The organism is Dactylosporangium sp. NPDC005555 (assembly GCF_040605635.1).
Classification (GTDB): domain Bacteria; phylum Actinomycetota; class Actinomycetes; order Mycobacteriales; family Micromonosporaceae; genus Dactylosporangium.
In genome coordinates, this window is sequence record NZ_JBEXDG010000037.1 from 65,646 (window position 1) to 84,187 (window position 18,542).

Here is an 18,542-nt window from a genome sequence, read left to right on the forward strand (position 1 = left end):
GTGGGCGCCGCCCGACTGATGACAGCGCCGTCTCACTTGACTGGAGGGTGTACGGGACGACCCTGATACAAAAATTTCAGAACGCGCTGATGATCCCGCCGTCGCCGGTGACACCCGCGGCGTGCTCGGTGCCGAGCGTGTCGACGGCGGCGGCGACGGTCTCGGCGGTCCTGCCCGAGACGACGACCTTGGCACCGTCGCGGACGAGCGCCTCCGCGGTGGCGCGGCAGAGCCCGCGCGACGCGCCGGTCAGGACGTGGACACGGTCACGCAGCCCGAGGTCCACGCCCGGAATCCTAGGCGTGCCGCCCGGTCACCCGGAGCGTCCGGGCAGCAGCCCGGTCAGCCGGTGCGGGACCCGAGGCGTCTGAGCCAGGCGGCGACCCGGCCGCGGGGGACGGGGGCGCGGTGGCCGTCGTAGGTGAAGGCGGCCTCGCGGCCGGCGAGCTCCTCGCGCGCCAGGGGCGGCAGCGTGTCCCCGGCGGACCGGGCGAAGTCCCAGCCGTCCCGCAGCGAACCCTGCGGGGGGCGCCCGTCGGCCCAGGCGGCGAACGTGGCGGTCCAGGAGTCCCCGAACGAAGCGGCCAGGAACGGCCACGTCCGGGCCACCTCGCCGGCCCGTTTGCGGCGCAGCGCGATGCGCGTCGCCCGTACACCTGCCGCGGCGAAACCAGGAGGGACGTCACCACCGGCGACGAGCGCCTCCACCAGCGCCCGCTGCTGGTCGGCGAGCGAACGCCCGGTGCTCATGCCGTGATCCGGGAAACGCCCGCGGCGGCGCAGAGGGCGTCGAGCTCGCGGGTGAGCTCGGCGGCGGGCGGGTAGTGACCGTCGCGTTCGAGCATCAGCGCCGGCGGCCGGGCCCGCGCGCACAGCTCCTTGACCAGGTCGAAGACCTCCGGCGGCGTCGCGTCGGTGTGCGTGTCGTGGTAGAAGCCGTCGTGTTCGGCGCCGCCGGCGACGTGCACGTATGCGATCCGCTCCAGGGGCAGCCCGTCGAGCAGGTCGCCGTCGCGGAGGCCGCGGTTGCGGGCGTTGGCGTAGACGTTCGCGACGTCGAGCAGGAGCGAGCAGCCGGTCCGGTCGAGGATCTCGGTGAGGAACTGCGCCTCCGTGAGCTCGGGGTCGGGCCAGTCGAACAGCGCGGCGATCGGCTCCAGGGCGAGGGTGACGCCGCCGAGGGCGGCCTGGGTGCGCCGGACGTTGGCGACGACCGCGTCGACCGCCTCCCGGGTGCGGGGCACCGGCAGCAGGTGCCCCGCCTCGACGCCACCCGCGCGCACGAACGCGAGGTGCTCGCTGACCAGCGGCGACCGCAGCAGCTCGGCGCATCGGAAGAGGTGCGCGGCGCGGTCGTCGTCGACGGGGTCGGCCCCGCCGAGGGACAGCTTCACGCCGTGCGGCACGACCCGCACGCCCCGCTCGACCAGGTCGAGGAGCATCTGCGGCGGATGCGTCAGGTGTACCGACTCCGCGACGACCTCGGTGAAGCGCAGCCCCGGCAGCCCGGCGACGTAGCCGACGATCTCGGGCCGCCAGCCGATGCCGACCGCCGGACCGCTGATGCCGCCGCGCTCCGGTCCGGTCATCCTCCGCACCCTCCGCCGCCGCCTCCGCAGCTGGATCCGCCGCCGCAGGAGCTGCCCGACGAGCAGCTGCTGGACGACGAGCCGGAGTCGGAGCCGCCGCTCCAGCTGCTGCTGCCGCCGTCGGAGAAGCCGCCGCCGCTGGTGGCGACGTGCCGCTGCAGCTCGGCCTCGGCGGCGAACGCCGGGTCGGCGGCGAAGAACGCGGCCGCGCCGAAGAGCCCGATGCTGAGCGCCGCGGCCTCCGGGCCGTACGTGGACCAGGACGGTGACTGGCGCGGCGAGAGGTGCTGGGTCGCCATCCGCATGCGGGTCAGCAGCCGCCGCCCGTTGCTGCTGACCCGGGGCACCCGCAGGAACAGGAACGCGATGATGACGACCGGGATGACCATCAGCACCAGGAATCCGACCGGCCTGCCGTTCATGATGCCCGCCACGAGGCGGGCGACGCCGATGGCGACGGCGGCGAAGACGATGATCGCGGCCATCTTCACGCCGCGCCGGCGGTCCGCGTCGAGCAGCCAGCCGGCCAGGGTCAGCTGCTCCTCGGTGCGCTCCAGCACGTCGACGACGCCGCGGTCCTTCAGCACGTTCTTGACCTTGAGCGTCCGGCGGGCGGTGTCGAGCACGGCTCGGTCGAGCTCGCCGGCGCCCGCGGGCAGGCCGCCGCTCTGCTTGAGCGTGCCGCGCTGGTCGGAGCTGACGGCGCCGCCGGCGCGCAGGGCGGCGAGGGAGCTGTAGACGGCCAGCCGCCGGTCGCCGTTGAGCAGCGCGGCCTGGGTCGGGGTCAGGTCCTTCGCCTTGCGCAGGGACGGCCCGCGCAGGTACGTGCGGCGCCACACGAACGCGGTGACGATCGCGAGGCCGGCGAGGCCGGCGTACAGCCACAGGAAGTCCGGTCCGGCGATGCCCCAGGTGTCCCCGGGTCCCGCCACGATCGATGTCCTCATGGGGTCAGTGTGGATGCGGCTGTCCAGAAGCGCCTGTCACCGTAAGGACACTTGAGCAACCTTGTGACCCAGATCATCAGGACCTTCGGACGGCGGCTTCCACCAGGTTGAGGACGGCCTCGAGGTCCTGGACGGGCCGGCCGGTCGCGAGGTGCAGGACCAGGCCGTCGTAGGCGAGCTCGAGGAACTGGGCGAGGATCCCGATCGGGACGTCGGCGCGCAGCACGCCCGCCTCCCGCTGGCGCTGGAGCCGCTCGCGGGTCGCCTCGGCGACGGCCTCGGAGCGGGCCGCCCACCGCTTCGCGAACTCGGGGTCGGTGCGCAACCGCCGTGAGACCTCCAGCTGGCTGCCGAGCCAGCCGGCGACGTCCTCGGTGCCGGCCCGCTCCAGGAGGTCCCGCATGACCTGGACGAGGCCGTGCTCGGCGACCGTGGCTACCATGGTCGCGGCGTCGTCCTCGGCGACGGCGAGGAAGAGCGAGTCCTTGTCCCGGAAGTGGTGGAAGATCGCGCCGCGGGACAGGCCGATCTCCTCTTCGAGCCGCCGGACCGTCGCCCCTTCGTAGCCGTGGCGAGCGAAGCAGGTCCGCGCGCCGGTGAGGATCTCCTTCCGGCGTGCGTCGAGCTGGTTCTGGCTCACCCTGGGCACGGGACTGATTATGCAAGCCGTACATACGGTTTGGCACATCCTCCGGTGTACGGCGTGCGGTTCGGTCCGGTTTGAGCGGTTTCACGGTCCCGCGGCGACCGCCGGAAAATCGGGATCTGTTTTATGTCATTCCGGTCACGTAACCTGCCCGCGTGCCCCTGTTGTTGCTCTCCCTGGACGACACCCTGCTGGACAGGGCCGGGGCGTTCCGCGCATGGGCGGCCGACTTCCTGCGCGGCATCGGCGCGCCCGAATACGACCTGGACTGGCTGTTGTCCGTCGACGCCGACGGGATGGGTTCGACCTGGGACGTCGCCGAGGCCATCCGCGAGCGGTACGGGATGCGCGAGGCCGCGATCGACCTGGTCGAGGAGATCCGCGGCGAGCTGATGGCCAGGGTCCGGCTCGACCCGCTGACCGCGTGCGCACTGGCGATCGCCGAGGACACCGGCTGGGTGCCGGTCGTCGTCACCAACGGCGACACCCGTCAGCAGGAGGAGAAGCTGCGCAAGACCGGGCTCGACCGGTACCTCGCCGACTGGGTCATCTCCGAGGACGTCGGCGTGCGCAAGCCCAACCCGCGGATCTTCGCCATCGCGGCGGAGCGGGCGCGGATGCGCCTCGGCGGCGCCTGGCTCATCGGCGACAGCCCCGAGGCCGACATCGGCGGCGCGGCCGGGGTCGGGCTGCGCAGCGTCTGGCTGCACCGGGGGCGGCGCTGGTCCGAGCCCCGCTACGCGCCGACCCGCACCGCCGACGGCGTGATCGCCGCGATCGCCGAGGTCATGGCGGCGCGATAAATCGGTTGCGCGTCCGCGACCCGTGGGAGAAGGTGCGTCGGTACTTCGAGTTGGAAGGGGGTTGGTTCGCATGGCTGCCGTCACGGCGCGATCGATCATGCCGACTGCCGTTTTCCTTCCAGCTCTGGAGACCTCGCGTTGCGCGACAACGACTCTTCTGGTGCGTCAGCCCGCCGCCGTCGCAAGTTCGACGACGACGACCCGACCTTCGTAAAGCGCTCCTCACCGTCCACCGATCCCGTCTGGGACGTCGTGGAGGAGGAGACCGGCTGGTCCTCGTGGAGCGCGCCCGGCGTGCAGCACGGACCTGACCCGATCCCCGACTGGGTGATCACCGAACACGCCGCCAAGGACACCGACCGCGGCATCCTCAAGACCGGCAAGGAAGCCGACGTCCACCTGGTGGAGCGCGCCGTCCCCGGCACCGACCGGCGGGTCCTGCTCGCCGCGAAGCGCTACCGGGCCGCCGAGCACCGCCTCTTCCACCGCGACTCCGGCTATCTCGAGGGCCGCCGGGTCCGCGAGTCCCGGGTCACCCGGGCGATGGCGGGCCGCACCGCCTTCGGCCGGGAGGCGATCGCCGGGCAGTGGGCCAACGCCGAGTTCGGCGCGCTCGCCTCGCTGTGGGAGCTGGGCGTCTGCGTCCCGTACCCGGTGCAGCTGCTCGGCACCGAGCTCATGCTGCAGTTCATCGGCGCCGACGACGGCACGGCCGCGCCCCGGCTGGCACAGACCCGGCCGGACGCCGATCTCCTCACCGACCTGTGGTGGCAGCTGGTCGACGCGTTGCGGGTGCTCGCCCGCGCCGGCGTCGCGCACGGGGACCTTTCGCCGTACAACACCCTCGTCCACGAAGGGCGGCTGGTCATCATCGACCTGCCGCAGATCGTCGACGTGGTGATCAATCCGAAGGGCCCGGAGTTCCTGGCCCGCGACGTCGCCACCATGGCGAAGTGGTTCACGGGCAAGGGCTTCCCGGTCGACCCGGAGCCGCTGATCGTGGAGCTGCTGCACGACGCGGGCATGCGGGTCTAGAGAAGCGCGTGGCCCGCCCGGTGTTGTGGCCGGGCGGGCCGCGGTTGAAAGCGGCGGGGAGGGTCGTTCCGCCGCTTCCGTCTGTGCCGGGTGTCGAACCCGGCTCAGCCCATGTGGACCGTGCCCTCCGCGGGCACGTCGTCTGCAAGGTCTAGTCGGGGACCTTTTCCGGTCTTCACGCAGGTCTGGCGCCTGAGATCACGATCACGGAATAACGAGCAGCTTCCCGGTCGATCTGCGCCCCTCAAGGTCGGCATATGCGTCCTGGACGGCGTCGAGTCCGTATTTCCCGCTGACGTCGACCGTGACCACGCCGTCGGCCATCCACCCGAACAGCGTGTCGGCGCGTTCGAGCAGCTCGTGCCGCTTCGCGATGAAGTGGCCGAGGGTCGGGCGGGTCAGCGTGTACGACCCTGCCATCAGGCGCAACGGGTCGAACGGCGGCACCTTCCCGCTGGCCGCGCCGAACAGCACCATCGCGCCGCGGGGGCGCAGCGCCGCCAGGCTGATGTCGAACGTGTCCTTGCCGACGCCGTCGTACGCGGCCGCGACGCCTTCGCTGACCTCCTTGACCGCCTGCAGCGCCTGGTCGTACGCGACGGCCCGCACCGCGCCGTCGGCGAGGGCGATCTCCCGCTTCGCGGGTGTGCCGGCGGTGGCGACGACCCGGCCGCCGAGGTGCGTGACGATCCTGGTCAGCAGGCGGCCGACGCCACCGGCGGCGGCGTGCACGAGGACGGTGTCGCCGGCGCGGACCGGGTAGGAGTCGTGCGTCAGGTAGTGCGCGGTCAGGCCCTGCAGCATCGCGGCGGCGGCCTGCTCCGTGCTGATCCCTTCCGGCACCGGCACGAGCCGCTCGGCGGGGACGACCGCCTGCTCGGCGTGGCTGCCCAGGATGCCTGTCCACGCGACCCGGTCGCCGGGGGAGAGGCCCTCGACCCCGGCGCCGTAGCTGAGCACGGTGCCGGCGCCCTCGCTGCCCAGCGCGCTCGGCAGCCGCATCTGGTAGGTGCCGGTGCGCTGGTACACGTCGATGAAATTGACCCCGCTGGCCTCCACCAGCACCAGGACCTCACCCGGTCCGGGCTCCGGGACCGGTTTCTCCTGTACCTGCAGCACGTCCCGGTCGCCGTGCTCCTCGAACACCACCGCGCGCATCGAGCCCCCTGTTCCTAGCTCCCCGGGCTGACGCCCGCGGTTCCGTGGGGGGTTCCCACCCCACACCCCCCATGCGCCGCGAGCGTCGCACTGAAGCTCTTCATCATGTCGGCTTCCTGTCTACCCCAAACCGCCGATCGGAAATGTCGTACCGCTGCCGTACGATCCCGGGGTCTTTGGAGGTGAGCACGTGGGGCCGACCCATCGTCTCGCGATCGATCTGGGCACCTGCCACACCGTCGCGGTCGTCCGCCGGGGCGACGACGCCCCGCGCGCGCTGCTGTTCGACGGCTCACCGGTCATGGCGTCCGGCATCTACGCCGACGAGAGCGGCCGGCTGTCCGTCGGCCGGGACGCCGAGCGGCTCGCCCAGGTCTCGCCGTCGCGGTTCGAGCCCTTCCCGAAGCGCAGCGTCGACGAGGGCGCCGTCCTGCTCGGCGACTCCGAGGTCACCGTCGTGGAGATGCTCTCCGCGCTGCTCAAGCGGGTCGCCGACGAGTCGCTGCAGGCCGGGGTCAACCCGGTCGGCTCCACCGTCCTCACCTGCCCCGCCGACTGGGGCGGCCAGCGCCGCGGGGTCCTGCTCGAGGCCGCCCGCGCCGCCAACCTCGGCCCCGTCGTCCTCGTCGACGAGCCCATCGCCGCCGCGACCTACTGCCTGCGCGTCCTCGGCCAGCAGGTCGCGCCGCTGCAGTCCCTCGCCGTCTTCGACTTCGGCGGCGGCACCCTCGACGTGTCCGTGGTCCGCCGCGAGCCCACCGGCCCCGGCGGCGGCGGCCTGCGCGTCCTCGGCGTCGGCGGACTCGACGACCTCGGCGGCATCGACATCGACGCGGCCCTCGTCGGCCACCTCGGCCAGCTCATCAACCTGCGCAACCCCGAGATCTGGCAGCGCCTGGCCAATCCCGACAGCACCGCCGCCCACCGCGACCGCCGCGCCCTGTGGAATGAGGTCCGCGCCGCGAAGGAGATGCTGTCCCGCGCCGCGTCCGCCCCCATCCACGTCCCCGGCACCGAAGAGGCACTGCACATCACCCGCGAGGAGCTGGAGCGCGTCGCCGGCCCCCTCATCGACCGTGCCGTCGACGAGACCCGCCGCGTCCTGGAGCGCGCCGGCGTCGACGTCCGCCAGCTCGCCGGCATCTTCCTCGTCGGCGGCTCGTCCCGCATCCCGCTCGTCGCGAGCCGGCTGCACGCCCGCTTCGGCGTCGCCCCCGTCGTGCCCGAGCAGCCCGAGCTGCCCGTCGCCTATGGCGGCATGCTCGCCGTGGCCACCCCGCCGCAGCAGCTCTTCGACGGCGGCCAGGCGCCCGCGCCCCACCCGGTCTCCGGCACCCCGGTCTCCTCCGGCGGCCCCGGCCCCTATCCGATCTCGGTCCAGTTCGCCGCGACCGGCGGCGGCGTCACGTCCCCGATCTCGCCGGCCGCCCACGGCTCCCCGGCGGGCCTGGCCCAGACCTACAACGTCTCACCCCCGGTCTCCCCGGGCGCCTACATCCCCAACCAGACCGTCCCCGGCGGCCCCGGAGTTCGCGGCGGCATGCCCGGCGGCCCCGGTTACGGCGGCCCTGCGGCGTTCGGCGCTCCGCCCCCGCCGGTCAACCTCACCCGACCCGGCGCTCAGCCCCCACCCGTCAACCTGGCCCGCCCCGGCGTCCCCGCCGGCATCGGCGCACCCGGTGCCCCGGGCGGTCCGGGTGGCTTCGGCGGTCCTGGCGGCCCGGGCGGACCCGGCGGTTTCGGCGGCGCCCCGTTCGCGCCGGCCGGCCAGCCCACGTTCACCCCGCCCCCGCCGGTCATCGTCCGCCCCCGCCGCCGCACCGGCCCGTGGATCGCCCTCATCATCGTCCTGTCGTTGATCGGCGGCTGCCTCTGGGGCGGCACCCAGATCTTCAGCTGGATCGGCAACCAGTTCGAGTCCTTGAAGGACGGCATCCCCGACACCACCTCCGGCAACGACGACGGCACCGTCAAGGACCCCAAGATCCAGGGCCTCAAGGCCGGCACCCCGATCACGCTGCCGAGCGACGGTGCCGTCGCCGCGGTCGCGGGCAACGGCATGATCTTCACGGCCGCGGTCACCGTCGGCTCGACCGACGTGGTCGGCTATGAGGCCACCGGCGGCGAGAAGTTCCGCGCCAAGCTCGGGATGGAGCCGAAGGAGGTGCACCTCACCGTCGTGGGCGGCCTCCTGATCGTCGACGGCGAGGGGGACATCAAGCAGGCCGAGAAGAAGAACAGTCGCGCGGTGATCGACATCGCGACCGGTTCCCAGCAGTGGCTGGGCCCCTGGATCGACCGCCTCGACGTCCTGTACATCGGCACCGACGCGATCACCGAGTATCGGGGCTTCAACACCCCGGCACTCGAGCGCGTCAACCTGCTCGACGGCAAGGCCCGCTGGTCGCACCCCGGGGGCAAGGGCGTCTACACGCTGGGCGACCGCGCGGTGCGCCCCTCGGTGCGGTGGGCGACCGCCGAGTCGCCCGCCGACGTGATCGTGCCCACCTACTCGCTGACATTCGCCAGCCGGGTGCCCTACAGGCAGTCGCTCACAGCCGACACCGCAGTCGCCGTGCAGCTGCAGGGGGACGGCAAGGCGAGCACGATCGATCTCAGCTCGGGCAAGGTCAAGGCGACCGGCGCCATCACCAAGGGCGACAAGGCGTGGACCGTCTACAACGACCTCGCGATCGTGAAACCCGAGAACGACGGCAACGCCATCGTTGCCTACGGCCTGTCCGACATGAAACAGAAGTGGCAATACCGGGGCACCGCCGGCACCAAGCTCGGCGACGTGCGGCCCTGCGGCGAGAAACTTGTCTGCGTGCAGGCGGAGCTGTCGTCCTCGAAGGACGCCATCGTCGCCGTCGACACCGCCACCGGCACGGCGAAATGGACCAAGACCCCGCCCGCCGACGGCAAGAGCCTCATCACCAGCGAAGGTGAGTGGGCCGCGGTCGGCGGCAAGCTGATCGGCGGCTTCGGCTCGTCCGGCGAGATCGGCGAGGGTGCGGTCATCGACCCGGGCAACGGCAACAACCAGTTCTACCTCGGCGAGAGCCTCGCCGCGCACGACGTCGCCGCCACCGCCGCGGGCCGCGTCGCCATCGTCTGTTTCCGCAACGCCGCCTCCGCCGTGCAGGTCGCGATCGTCAACGTCGCCGACAACAAGATCGTCGGTGCCGCCGATGTCGCGAAGGACGACATCATTCAGGAGGTCTCGATGACCGACAACACCGTCGTTGCCCTGAACCCGAAAACCCGCGTCGTCCAGCGCTACACCATCCCGACCTGACGCCGGGCGCCGGAATCGCGCGGTTTGCCGGGGCGGTCGGTGGGCCGCGGCCTGTCCGGTGACACTGTTCGATGTGAATATTTACGCGGGGCGAAGTGTTGTGCGGCCAGCACCATTCTGTTCCCCGGCAAGAATGCGCCCTGCAGTTACATCTGAGCAGCGGACGGGCCGGTCACCGTGCTGGTGACCGGCCCGTCGGGTCTGGAAAACCCCTGATTACGCCTCGATCATCTTGCGCAGGACGTACTGGAGGATGCCGCCGTGGCGGTAGTAGTCCGCCTCGCCGGGGGTGTCGATGCGGACGACGGCGTCGAAGGAGACGCCGGTGTCGGTGGTGACGGTGACGGTGCGGGGTGTGGTGCCGTCGTTGAGCTGCACGACGCCGGTGACCGTGAAGGTCTCGGTGCCGGTGAGGCCCAGGGACTCGGCGTTCTGGCCCTGCGGGTACTGCAGCGGCAGCACGCCCATCCCGATGAGGTTGGAGCGGTGGATGCGCTCGTAGCTCTCCGCGATCACGGTGCGGACGCCCAGCAGGGCGGTGCCCTTGGCGGCCCAGTCGCGGGACGAGCCCGAGCCGTACTCCTTGCCGGCCAGGATGACCAGCGGCGTGGCGGAGGAGGCGTAGGCGACCGAGGCGTCGTAGATCGTGGTCTGCTCGCCGGTGAGGTGGTTGACGGTCACGCCGCCCTCGGTGCCGGGGGCGAGCTGGTTGCGCAGGCGGATGTTCGCGAAGGTGCCGCGGATCATCACCTCGTGGTTGCCGCGCCTGGAGCCGTACGAGTTGAAGTCCTTACGGTCCACGCCGTGCGAAGCGAGGTACTTGCCGGCGGGGGAGTCGGCCTTGATCGAGCCGGCGGGCGAGATGTGGTCGGTGGTGACCGAGTCGCCGAGCTTCGCCAGGACCCGGGCGCCGCTGATGTCGGTGACCGGCGACGGCGACGTGGCCATCCCCTCGAAGTACGGGGGCTTGCGCACGTAGGTCGAGGAAGGATCCCACTCGAACGTGTTGCCGGTCGGGGTGGGCAGGGACTGCCACTGCTCGTCACCGGCGAACACGTCGGCGTAGCGGGAGGTGTACAGGTCGCTGCCGATGGCCGCGGCGATGGTGTCCTCGACCTCCTTCGGCGTGGGCCAGATGTCGCGCAGGTAGACGGGCTCGCCGTCGGAGCCGGTGCCGAGCGGCTCGCTGGTGAGGTCCAGGTCCATCGTGCCGGCCAGGGCGTACGCGACGACGAGCGGCGGCGACGCGAGGTAGTTCATCTTCACGTCGGGGTTGATGCGGCCCTCGAAGTTGCGGTTGCCGGACAGCACCGACACGACGCTGAGGTCGTGCTCGTTGACGGCCGCGCTGACCGCCTCCGGCAGCGGGCCGGAGTTGCCGATGCAGGTGGTGCAGCCGTACCCGACGAGGTTGAAGCCGAGCTTGTTCAGGTACGCGGTGAGCCCCGCCCGCTCGTAGTAGTCGGTGACGACCTTCGAGCCGGGCGCGAGCGTCGTCTTCACCCACGGCTTGGTGGTGAGGCCCCGCTCGACGGCGTTGCGGGCGAGCAGCCCGGCGCCGATCATGACCTGCGGGTTGGACGTGTTGGTGCAGGACGTGATGGCGGCGATGACGACGGCGCCGTGGTCGAGCTCGAAGTCGCCGACCTTGACCGGCTGCGAGTGCCGGCCCCGTGCGCCGCGGGCGGCGGACACCAGATCGTGCGGCTTGTCGCCGTTGGACTGGATGTGGTTCGCCGGCGGGTCGCTCGCGGGGAAGGACTCCGCGCTCGCCTCGTCCGCCGGGCCCTCGATGCCGCCGGAAGCGGAGGGGGTGACGTAGTCGCCCAGGACGCCGCGGAACAGCGGCTTGGCGCTCTTCAGCGGCACCCGGTCCTGCGGGCGCTTCGGGCCGGCGAGGGAGGGCTCGATCGTCGACAGGTCCAGCTCGAGACGCTCCGAGTAGTCGGGCTCGGCGGCCGGGTCGTGCCAGAGGCCCTGCTCCTTCGCGTACGCCTCGACGAGCGCGACCTGCGCCTCGTCCCGGCCGGTCAGGCGCAGGTACTTGATGGTCTCGTCGTCGACGGGGAAGATCGCGACGGTCGAGCCGTATTCGGGGCTCATGTTGCCGATCGTGGCCCGGTTGGCCAGGGGGACGGCGCTGACGCCGGGGCCGTAGAACTCGACGAACTTGCCGACGACGCCGTGCTTGCGCAGCTTCTCGGTGATGACGAGGACCAGGTCGGTGGCGGTGCAGCCCTCGGGCAGCTCGCCGCTGAGCTTGAAGCCGACGACCCGCGGGATCAGCATCGACACGGGCTGGCCGAGCATCGCGGCCTCGGCCTCGATACCGCCGACGCCCCAGCCGACGACGCCGAGGCCGTTGACCATCGTGGTGTGCGAGTCGGTGCCGACGACCGTGTCCGGGTAGGCCTGGCCCTTGCGCGGCATGACCACCGGGGCGAGGTATTCGATGTTGACCTGGTGCACGATGCCGGTGCCCGGGGGCACGACCTTGAACTCGTTGAACGCCGTCTGGCCCCAGCGCAGGAACTGGTAGCGCTCCTTGTTGCGCCCGTACTCCAGCTCGACGTTGCGCTCGAAGGCGTCGGGGCGGCCGAAGAGGTCGGCGATGACCGAGTGGTCGATGACCAGCTCGGCGGGGGCCAGGGGGTTGACCCGGGTCGGGTCGCCGCCGAGCTCGACGACGGCCTCGCGCATGGTGGCGAGGTCGACGACGCACGGCACGCCGGTGAAGTCCTGCATCAGCACCCGGGCGGGGGTGAACTGGATCTCGACGCTGGGCTCCGCGGTGGCGTCCCACGCGCCGAGCGCACGGATGTGGTCGGCGGTGATGTTGGCGCCGTCCTCGGTGCGCAGCAGGTTTTCGAGGAGGATCTTCAGGCTGTACGGAAGGCGTTCGGCGCCCTCGACCTTGTCGACCTTGAAGATCTCGTAGCTGGCGTCACCGACGCTCAGCTGGCTCTTGGCTCCGAACGTGTCGAGGCTCGCCACGGCGTTGCTCCCTTAAGTCATCAGGCGGGTGTCTCACGGCAAGTCTTCCGTAACCGGGACGCCCGGTCGTCATCAACCAAGAAAACCGTACGTCCGTCTTGTTAAACCCGCAAGCGTGTACCAAGCTGTGAAACATGATTCACCACGCCCGGAGTGGCCGCCGGGCGGGCTCCGGGCCGCTAGAGGTCGACGGACCACCAGTCGCCCGGGACGGGGTGGAAACCCGCCCGCCGCAGGAGGTCGTGACCGTCCGGGGGCAGCGCCGCCGCGAGGCGGTGCGCGGAGCCTGCGCGCAGCGCGTCGACGAGCCCTTGCAGCACCTGGACGGCGAGGTCGTGCCGCCCCGGCGGCGCGGCGACCCCGACGAGCCTGACCGTGGAGCCGTCCGGCCGGACCGCGGCGAGGGCGGCGGCCGGGTCCTCGTCACCGGCGGCGGGGTCGATGAGCTCCCACCACTGCACCCCGGACCGTGCTCCGGACGCGGCCGGCGCGCCCCAGTGGGCGGTGATGCGCCGGGTCACGGCGAGACGGTGCGCCGGCACACGCCGGACGAGGAGCAGGGGATCCACACCACCACTGTGTGGGACGGGTCTTGCAGGAGCCTTGCCATCGATTTGCCACCTGGCCGCGGCGGGAAGCCCCGGCCAGGTGGCAACCGTCAGAACCCGAACTCGGAGACCAGCACCGCGCGGGCGATCGTGTGCGCGGTGACGTTGAAGCCCACCACGTTCGCCGACGCGTCCGCGCCGATGTCGAGCGCGTCGACGTCCAGGGCGTGCACCGCGAAGAAGTACCGGTGCGGGGCGTCCTTCGGCGGCGGCGCCGCACCCCCGAAGTCGCGGGTGCCGTAGTCGTTGCGGGCGTGGATCGCCTCGTCGGGCAGGCCGTCCTTGTCGCCGGTGCCGGCGCCCGTCGGCAGCTCGGTGGCGTCCGCCGGCAGGTTGTAGACGATCCAGTGCCAGAACCCACCGCCGGTCGGCGCGTCCGGGTCGTAGCAGGTCAGCGCGAAGCTCTTCGTCCCGGCCGGGAAGCCCGACCAGCTCAGGTGGGGTGAGGTGTTGCCGCGCTCGTAGACCTGCGCGTCCGGCAGCGTGCCGCCGTCGGTGAGGTCCTCGCTGGTCGCCGCGAATGCCGGCACCGCGGGCAGGGAGTCGAAGGGCGACGGCGGGCGGAGTCGGTCGGTCATGCGCACTCTCCTAGTGCTGGGGCTTTAGTCCTGAACCAGATCCTCATACCCAACGACCGGAAGCCTCACGTGACGCCGGTGAGGCGCGCGTACTCCGCCTCGGTCCCGATCGCCGCGCGCCGGTCCGGGTGCTCCACGTAGTGCTCGACGACCGATCCGAGGAACACCGGCTCGACGGCGAGCATCTCCAGCGGCACCAGCAGCCATCCGGGTTCGTGCCGCCCGGGCCGCCGGATGCTCAGGGCGAGCTTCGGGCTGCGCACCGTCAGCGGCAGTGGTCGCTGCGGCACCCGGACGAGGTCGTCCCACCGCACCCTGCGCCGGCCGCCGGCCCGGATCGTCAGCCCCTCCGGGCTCACCACGATGCGCGGCCCGCGCAGCAACGGCACCGCGGCGAGCCCGATGAGCAGCACCGCGACCGCGTTCAGCGTAATCTTCAGACCGGGCGGCGTGGCGGGGTCGCTGTCCAGGAACAGCGTGCCGAGCAGCGCCCACGCCATCGTCGCCCGGCCCAGCCACACCGGCGACCCGGGCACCACGAACGCGTCGCCCCGCACGCGAAGCGCCGAGGGCGGCGGCTGCATGACCGGCCGCAACGCGATCCCGAACCCGACGAACGCCCCGCTGAGCAGCACGACCGGCGCCAGCAGCAGGGTGACCGCCAGCCACACCGGCGTGTCGGCCTCGTCGACCCCGAACTCGTAGCCGACCCGCAGCCCGACGAGCGCCACGGCCACAGCGGCGGCGGCGATCCGGCTGCCCCGCACGTACCGACCCAGCTGCTCAGGTGTCACATCGGCCAGTGTACGAACCTGCCCATCCGCCGGCATGGATCACGCTGTGGTTCGGCCGGGTCACAGCTCCAGTGCGGGGAAACGGGCGCGCAGGGCGGCGACGGTCGGCATGGACACGGCGCCGCCGCGCGACTCGCAGACCAGGCCCGCGACGTGCACCGCGACCCGGGTCAGCGCCTCCCAGCCGGCCAGGTCGGCGGGCAGGCCCCGGGTGAGGATGCCCCAGGACAGGCCGGCCATGGTCGCGTCGCCCGCGCCGGTGGCGTCGACCGCCGTGACGGACGGGGCGGCCACCCGTACCGTGGCGGCGTCGTGCGCGACGAGCGCGCCCTCCGCGCCGATCGTCACGACGACCGCGCCCGCGCCGAGCGCGAGCAGGCGGGCCGCGGCCCGGTCGGGGGACTCGCCCCACAGGGCGGCGGCGTCGGCGGAGCTGAGCTTGACCAGGTCGGCGGTCGCGGCGAACTCGGCGACCACGTCCGGGTCGACGCCGACGACGGGGCGCACGTTGGGGTCGAAGACGCGCACCGGCCCGGGGGTCGACCAGGCCTTGCGGGCGGCGGCGAGGACCGGCGGGCTGAGCAGGCACATCGAGCCGCAGTACAGCAGGCCCGCCGCGCCGATGAGGCCGGTGTCGACGTCGCCGGCGTCGAGCAGGCCGTAGGACGGCGGGTCGCCGTAGAAGCGGAACGTCGGCTCGATCCCGCGGAACGTCGTCACCGCCAGGGTCGTCGCGACCCCGGGCACGGTCACCACGCCGCTCGTGCCGACGCCGTTGCCCGCGAGGAAGTCGAGGATGCGGCCGGCCCACGGGTCGTCGCCGACGGACCCGGCGAACTCGCTCGGCGCGCCGAGGCGGGCGACGCCGACGGCGACGTTCAGCGGCGCCCCACCGATCGCCGGGTGGTAGACGATGGGAGCGCCGGACTCCAGCAGGTCGACCAGCGCCTCACCGATGACCACCGCATGTCCCGTCATCGCGCCAGTACATCATTTCGGCTGACGCGCCAGCCAGAGTTCGCGCGCGAGGTCACCTGGGCCGAGCTGGCCGGCGGCCGGGGCACGGCTGAGCACGGTGGCGCCGTCGGTGTCCTTCGTGGCGTACCAGATCTGCTCCGGGTCCAGGACCGGCAGGCCGTCGCTGCCCGGCCCGAACGGGGCCCGCGCGGTGAAGACCAGCTGCGCCCTGGCCGGGTTGAGGTCCCGGTCGCGCAGCAGCCGCAGCGCCTCCGTGGCCAGGTCGGGGTGCACGGCGGCGTCGAGGTCGTCGACGAGGAGCACCCCGCCGCGCTCCAGCATCGGCAGCAGGGCCGCGAGGAGGTCGAGCCAGGCGACGGTGCCGTCGGACTCCGCCCACCCGCCGAGCGGCACGGGCCCGGACCGGCCGGCGTGCACGAGGCGCAGCAGGTCCTGCTCGACCCCGACGATGCCGAGGTCCGCGTGGCTGACCAGCAGCGTCAGCTGCTCGCTCCAGCGGTCCGCGAGGTGCGCGAGACCGCCGGACAGCCGGGTGCCGGGCGTCAGCCGGACCGTCCGGATGCCGTGCAGCCAGGCGGCGACGGGCGCCAGCCACGGGTGCTCGACGTCGGCGCCCATGGACAGCAGGGTCACGCCGGGGTCGCAGGCGGCGGCGAGCCGCTCCAGGCGGCTCTCCGGCAGGCAGCGGATGCCGGAGCGGTCCCGCTCGAACCAGACCCGCCGCCGGTCGCGGTCGGTGGCGTGCAGCCACTCCCCGGCGATCTCGTCGCGCTTGTAGGCGCAGCCGTAGACGTACCGGACGCCGTCGACGAGGAACTCGACCTCGAACCGGGTCGGCAGCAGCCGCGCGGCCGGGTCGAGCTGGAACGGGTCGAAGCGCTGCGTGGCGGCCTGGACGTCGCTGCCGGACACCGCCAGGTCCCGGGTGGTGGCCAGGGCGCGCAGCACGGTCGACCGGCCGGCGGCGGTCCTGCCGAACACGCCGCACAGCGGCGACACCCGCAGCGTGCCCCCATGGCCGAGGGGCACGCCGAAGCCGGCGTCGGGCCCGGACAGCAGCGTCAGCTCCTGGATGTCCCGGACCGAGCGGTGGTTCTGAAGCCTGAACTTGAGCAGCATCGCCTAGCGACGCTAGGCCCCTCGCTGAGCACCCGGCGACGAAGGCGTGAAGATCACCAGGGATCTAACCCCAGCCGTACGGTGTCCGGGACGACCGGTTTGAGCGTGCCGGTGACGAACACGGCGTGCCACAGGCAGAAGACCAGGACCGTCCAGATCTTGCGGGCGTGGTCGTCCTCCTTCTTGCGGTGCGCCTTGAGCAGCCCCCGCACGACGTCGAGGTCGATCAGGTCGCCGGCGCCGGAGGAGTCGAGGATGCCGTGCGCCCAGTCGTGCATCTCGGCGCGCAGCCACGGCCCGATCGGCACCGGGAAGCCGAGCTTCCTGCGGTTGACGATCGGCTCCGGCACGATCCCGGCCAGGGCCCGGCGCAGCGCCGCCTTCGTCTCCTGCGTGCGCGGCGGCACCTTCAGGTCGCTCGGCAGCGTCGAGGCGACCTCGAACACCGCCTTGTCGAGGAAGGGCGTCCGCAGTTGCAGGCCGTGCGCCATCGTCATCCGGTCGGCCTTGACGAGGATGTCGCCGCGCAGCCAGGTGTACAGGTCGATGTACTGCATCGTGGTGACGTCGTCCAGGGCGCTGGCCTCCTTGAAGACCGGTGCGGTGACGTCGGTGTGCCGGATGCCGGCGGTGTAGTGCCGCAGCAGCGCCGCCTTCTCCTCCTCGGTGAAGACCCGCGCGTTGCCGTAGTAGCGCTCCTCGATCGGGGTGGTGCCCCGCTCCAGGAAGCTCTTGCCCTTCATGCCCTGCGGGATCACGCGCGAGACCGCCCGCAGGCCCCGCTGCATGGAGTCCGGCAGGTGGGTGACGCTCGACAGCGACAACGGCTCCCGGTAGATCGGGTAGCCGCCGAAGAGCTCGTCGGCGCCGTCGCCGCCGAGGGCCACGGTCACGTCCCGGGCGGTGCGCTCCGCCAGCAGGAACAGCGGCACCAGCGCCGGATCCGCCACCGGGTCGTCGAGGTGCCAGACGATCCGCGGCAGCGCCCGCATCAGGTCGGCCGGGCCGACGACCGTCGCCGTGTTCGGCACGCCCAGCGCCCGGGCCGACTGCTCGGCGATCTCGATCTCGGAGAACTGGGTGAGGTCGTAGCCGACGGTGTACGTGCGGATGCGCGGGTCGACCTCGGCGGCGAGGGCGACGATCGCGGTCGAGTCGATGCCGCTGGACAGGAACGCGCCGACCGGCACGTCGGCCTTGAGGTGCGCGTGGACGCTGTCGCGGAGGCTCTCGGTGATCCGCCGGACCAGGCCGTCCTCGTCGCCGGACGGGGTGGGGCGCAGGTCCAGCTGGCTGTAGCGGCGGTTCGCGAGGGGGCCGCCGGGCGTGTACACGAACGACTCGCCGGCCCCGAGCCGCCGGATGTCGGGGTGCATGGTGGCCGGCTCCGGCACGTACTGCATGGTCAGGTAGTGCTGGAGGTTGGCCGGGTCGACCTCGGCGCGGCGCTCCTGCGCGACGAACGGCAGCAGCGCCTTGCGCTCCGACGCGAGGTAGACGCCGTCGTCGGTGGTCAGCTGGTACAGCGGTTTGACACCGTACGGGTCGCGGGCGCCGAACGCGCGGCGCGCCGAGCCGTCCCAGATCACGAACGCGAACATGCCCCGCAACCGGCTGACCGCGCTCGGCCCCCAGTGGTGGTAGGCGGCGAGGATGACCTCGGCCTCGGACTCGGTGGCGAAATCGGCGCCCCGGTCCTCGACCAGCTCGGCGCGCAGCGCGTCGGCGTTGTAGACCGCGCCGTCGAACGCGATGAGATACCGCCCGCGGGTCACGCCCATCGGCGGGAACGACATCGGCTGCCGCCCGCCGGTGAGGTCCCGCACGGCGAGGCGGGCCGCGCCGAACACGACGTCGTCGGTGACGACCACGTTGCTGTCGTCGGGCCCCCGGTGCCGCAGCAGTTCGAGGGCGTCGGCGACCGCGTCCCGGTGCGCCGCCGCCCGCCCGCGGGCGCTGACGAAGGTGAGCAGCCCAGCCATCCGTCCTCCGCTC

General features: G+C 72.4%; 15 protein-coding genes and 1 pseudogene. 3 read left to right on the forward strand and 13 right to left on the reverse strand.

The genetic code is table 11. From position 1 onward, the window contains the following. Positions 1 to 109: 109 nt before the first annotated feature. The 5 genes and pseudogenes from ABZS58_RS33220 to ABZS58_RS33240 all read right to left on the reverse strand — a co-directional run. Positions 110 to 286: pseudogene (locus ABZS58_RS33220) on the reverse strand (SDR family NAD(P)-dependent oxidoreductase); the annotation flags it as partial. A 56-nt stretch (positions 287 to 342) separates the two neighbouring features. Then, a complete protein-coding gene (locus ABZS58_RS33225) occupies positions 343 to 750 on the reverse strand; it encodes a hypothetical protein (protein ID WP_354787195.1) in 408 nt (135 codons plus the stop codon). Then, positions 747 to 1,565 carry a DUF692 domain-containing protein gene (locus tag ABZS58_RS33230; RefSeq protein WP_354787228.1) on the reverse strand — a complete coding sequence of 273 codons (819 nt, stop codon included), beginning with the start codon at positions 1,563 to 1,565 and terminating at the stop codon, positions 747 to 749. Before ABZS58_RS33230 ends, ABZS58_RS33225 begins: the two co-directional genes overlap by 4 nt. Before the next feature lie 20 nt (positions 1,566 to 1,585). Then, entirely contained in the window at positions 1,586 to 2,536 is a 951-nt protein-coding gene (locus ABZS58_RS33235) for a TIGR04222 domain-containing membrane protein (RefSeq protein ID WP_354787196.1), read from the reverse strand. Positions 2,537 to 2,612: 76 nt separating this feature from the next. Beyond that, a complete protein-coding gene (locus ABZS58_RS33240; RefSeq protein WP_354787197.1) occupies positions 2,613 to 3,185 on the reverse strand; it encodes a helix-turn-helix domain-containing protein in 573 nt (190 codons plus the stop codon). Positions 3,186 to 3,337: 152 nt separating this feature from the next. Between ABZS58_RS33240 and ABZS58_RS33245 the strand changes: the two genes are divergently transcribed. Both ABZS58_RS33245 and ABZS58_RS33250 read left to right on the forward strand, forming a co-directional pair. Continuing rightward, on the forward strand, positions 3,338 to 3,985 hold the full coding sequence (locus ABZS58_RS33245) for an HAD family hydrolase (RefSeq protein ID WP_354787198.1): 648 nt from the start codon (positions 3,338 to 3,340) through the stop codon (positions 3,983 to 3,985). A gap of 138 nt (positions 3,986 to 4,123) precedes the next feature. Then, entirely contained in the window at positions 4,124 to 5,020 is an 897-nt protein-coding gene (locus tag ABZS58_RS33250) for an RIO1 family regulatory kinase/ATPase (protein WP_354787199.1), read from the forward strand. A gap of 204 nt (positions 5,021 to 5,224) precedes the next feature. On the opposite strand, the gene ABZS58_RS33255 is transcribed toward ABZS58_RS33250, so the two are convergent. After that, complete coding sequence (locus ABZS58_RS33255; RefSeq protein ID WP_354787200.1) at positions 5,225 to 6,178, reverse strand: quinone oxidoreductase; 954 nt, start codon at positions 6,176 to 6,178, stop codon at positions 5,225 to 5,227. Positions 6,179 to 6,368: 190 nt separating this feature from the next. On the opposite strand from ABZS58_RS33255, the gene ABZS58_RS33260 reads away from it, so the two are divergent. Next, the gene (locus ABZS58_RS33260; protein WP_354787201.1) at positions 6,369 to 9,476 is read left to right on the forward strand and encodes an Hsp70 family protein; all 3,108 of its coding nucleotides are present in this window, start codon (positions 6,369 to 6,371) and stop codon (positions 9,474 to 9,476) included. Positions 9,477 to 9,692: 216 nt separating this feature from the next. Here the strand turns inward: ABZS58_RS33260 and ABZS58_RS33265 are convergent, their stop codons facing one another. The 7 genes from ABZS58_RS33265 to asnB form a co-directional block, all read right to left on the reverse strand. Beyond that, positions 9,693 to 12,470 carry an aconitate hydratase gene (locus ABZS58_RS33265; RefSeq protein WP_354787202.1) on the reverse strand — a complete coding sequence of 926 codons (2,778 nt, stop codon included), beginning with the start codon at positions 12,468 to 12,470 and terminating at the stop codon, positions 9,693 to 9,695. A gap of 179 nt (positions 12,471 to 12,649) precedes the next feature. After that, the gene (locus ABZS58_RS33270; RefSeq protein WP_354787203.1) at positions 12,650 to 13,039 is read right to left on the reverse strand and encodes a hypothetical protein; all 390 of its coding nucleotides are present in this window, start codon (positions 13,037 to 13,039) and stop codon (positions 12,650 to 12,652) included. 89 nt (positions 13,040 to 13,128) lie between these two features. Then, positions 13,129 to 13,656, reverse strand: a complete 528-nt coding sequence (locus ABZS58_RS33275) for a YbhB/YbcL family Raf kinase inhibitor-like protein (RefSeq protein WP_354787204.1) — start codon at positions 13,654 to 13,656, stop codon at positions 13,129 to 13,131. Positions 13,657 to 13,721: 65 nt separating this feature from the next. Continuing rightward, entirely contained in the window at positions 13,722 to 14,450 is a 729-nt protein-coding gene (locus ABZS58_RS33280; RefSeq protein ID WP_354787205.1) for a hypothetical protein, read from the reverse strand. A 60-nt stretch (positions 14,451 to 14,510) separates the two neighbouring features. Then, on the reverse strand, positions 14,511 to 15,428 hold the full coding sequence (locus tag ABZS58_RS33285) for a PfkB family carbohydrate kinase (protein ID WP_354787206.1): 918 nt from the start codon (positions 15,426 to 15,428) through the stop codon (positions 14,511 to 14,513). A gap of 12 nt (positions 15,429 to 15,440) precedes the next feature. Further along, positions 15,441 to 16,547, reverse strand: a complete 1,107-nt coding sequence (locus ABZS58_RS33290; protein ID WP_354787207.1) for an AAA family ATPase — start codon at positions 16,545 to 16,547, stop codon at positions 15,441 to 15,443. Positions 16,548 to 16,600: 53 nt separating this feature from the next. Beyond that, a complete protein-coding gene (gene asnB / locus ABZS58_RS33295) occupies positions 16,601 to 18,529 on the reverse strand; it encodes an asparagine synthase (glutamine-hydrolyzing) (RefSeq protein WP_354787208.1) in 1,929 nt (642 codons plus the stop codon). Positions 18,530 to 18,542 lie beyond the last annotated feature (13 nt).

Coding starts and splice junctions, on each gene's coding strand:
- ABZS58_RS33225 (WP_354787195.1), bottom strand. CDS start 750: ATGAGCACCGGGCGTTCGCTCGCCGACCAGCAGCGGGCGCTGGTGGAG.
- ABZS58_RS33235 (WP_354787196.1), bottom strand. CDS start 2,536: ATGAGGACATCGATCGTGGCGGGACCCGGGGACACCTGGGGCATCGCC.
- ABZS58_RS33255 (WP_354787200.1), bottom strand. CDS start 6,178: ATGCGCGCGGTGGTGTTCGAGGAGCACGGCGACCGGGACGTGCTGCAG.
- ABZS58_RS33275 (WP_354787204.1), bottom strand. CDS start 13,656: ATGACCGACCGACTCCGCCCGCCGTCGCCCTTCGACTCCCTGCCCGCG.
- ABZS58_RS33285 (WP_354787206.1), bottom strand. CDS start 15,428: ATGACGGGACATGCGGTGGTCATCGGTGAGGCGCTGGTCGACCTGCTG.
- ABZS58_RS33290 (WP_354787207.1), bottom strand. CDS start 16,547: ATGCTGCTCAAGTTCAGGCTTCAGAACCACCGCTCGGTCCGGGACATC.
- asnB (WP_354787208.1), bottom strand. CDS start 18,529: ATGGCTGGGCTGCTCACCTTCGTCAGCGCCCGCGGGCGGGCGGCGGCG.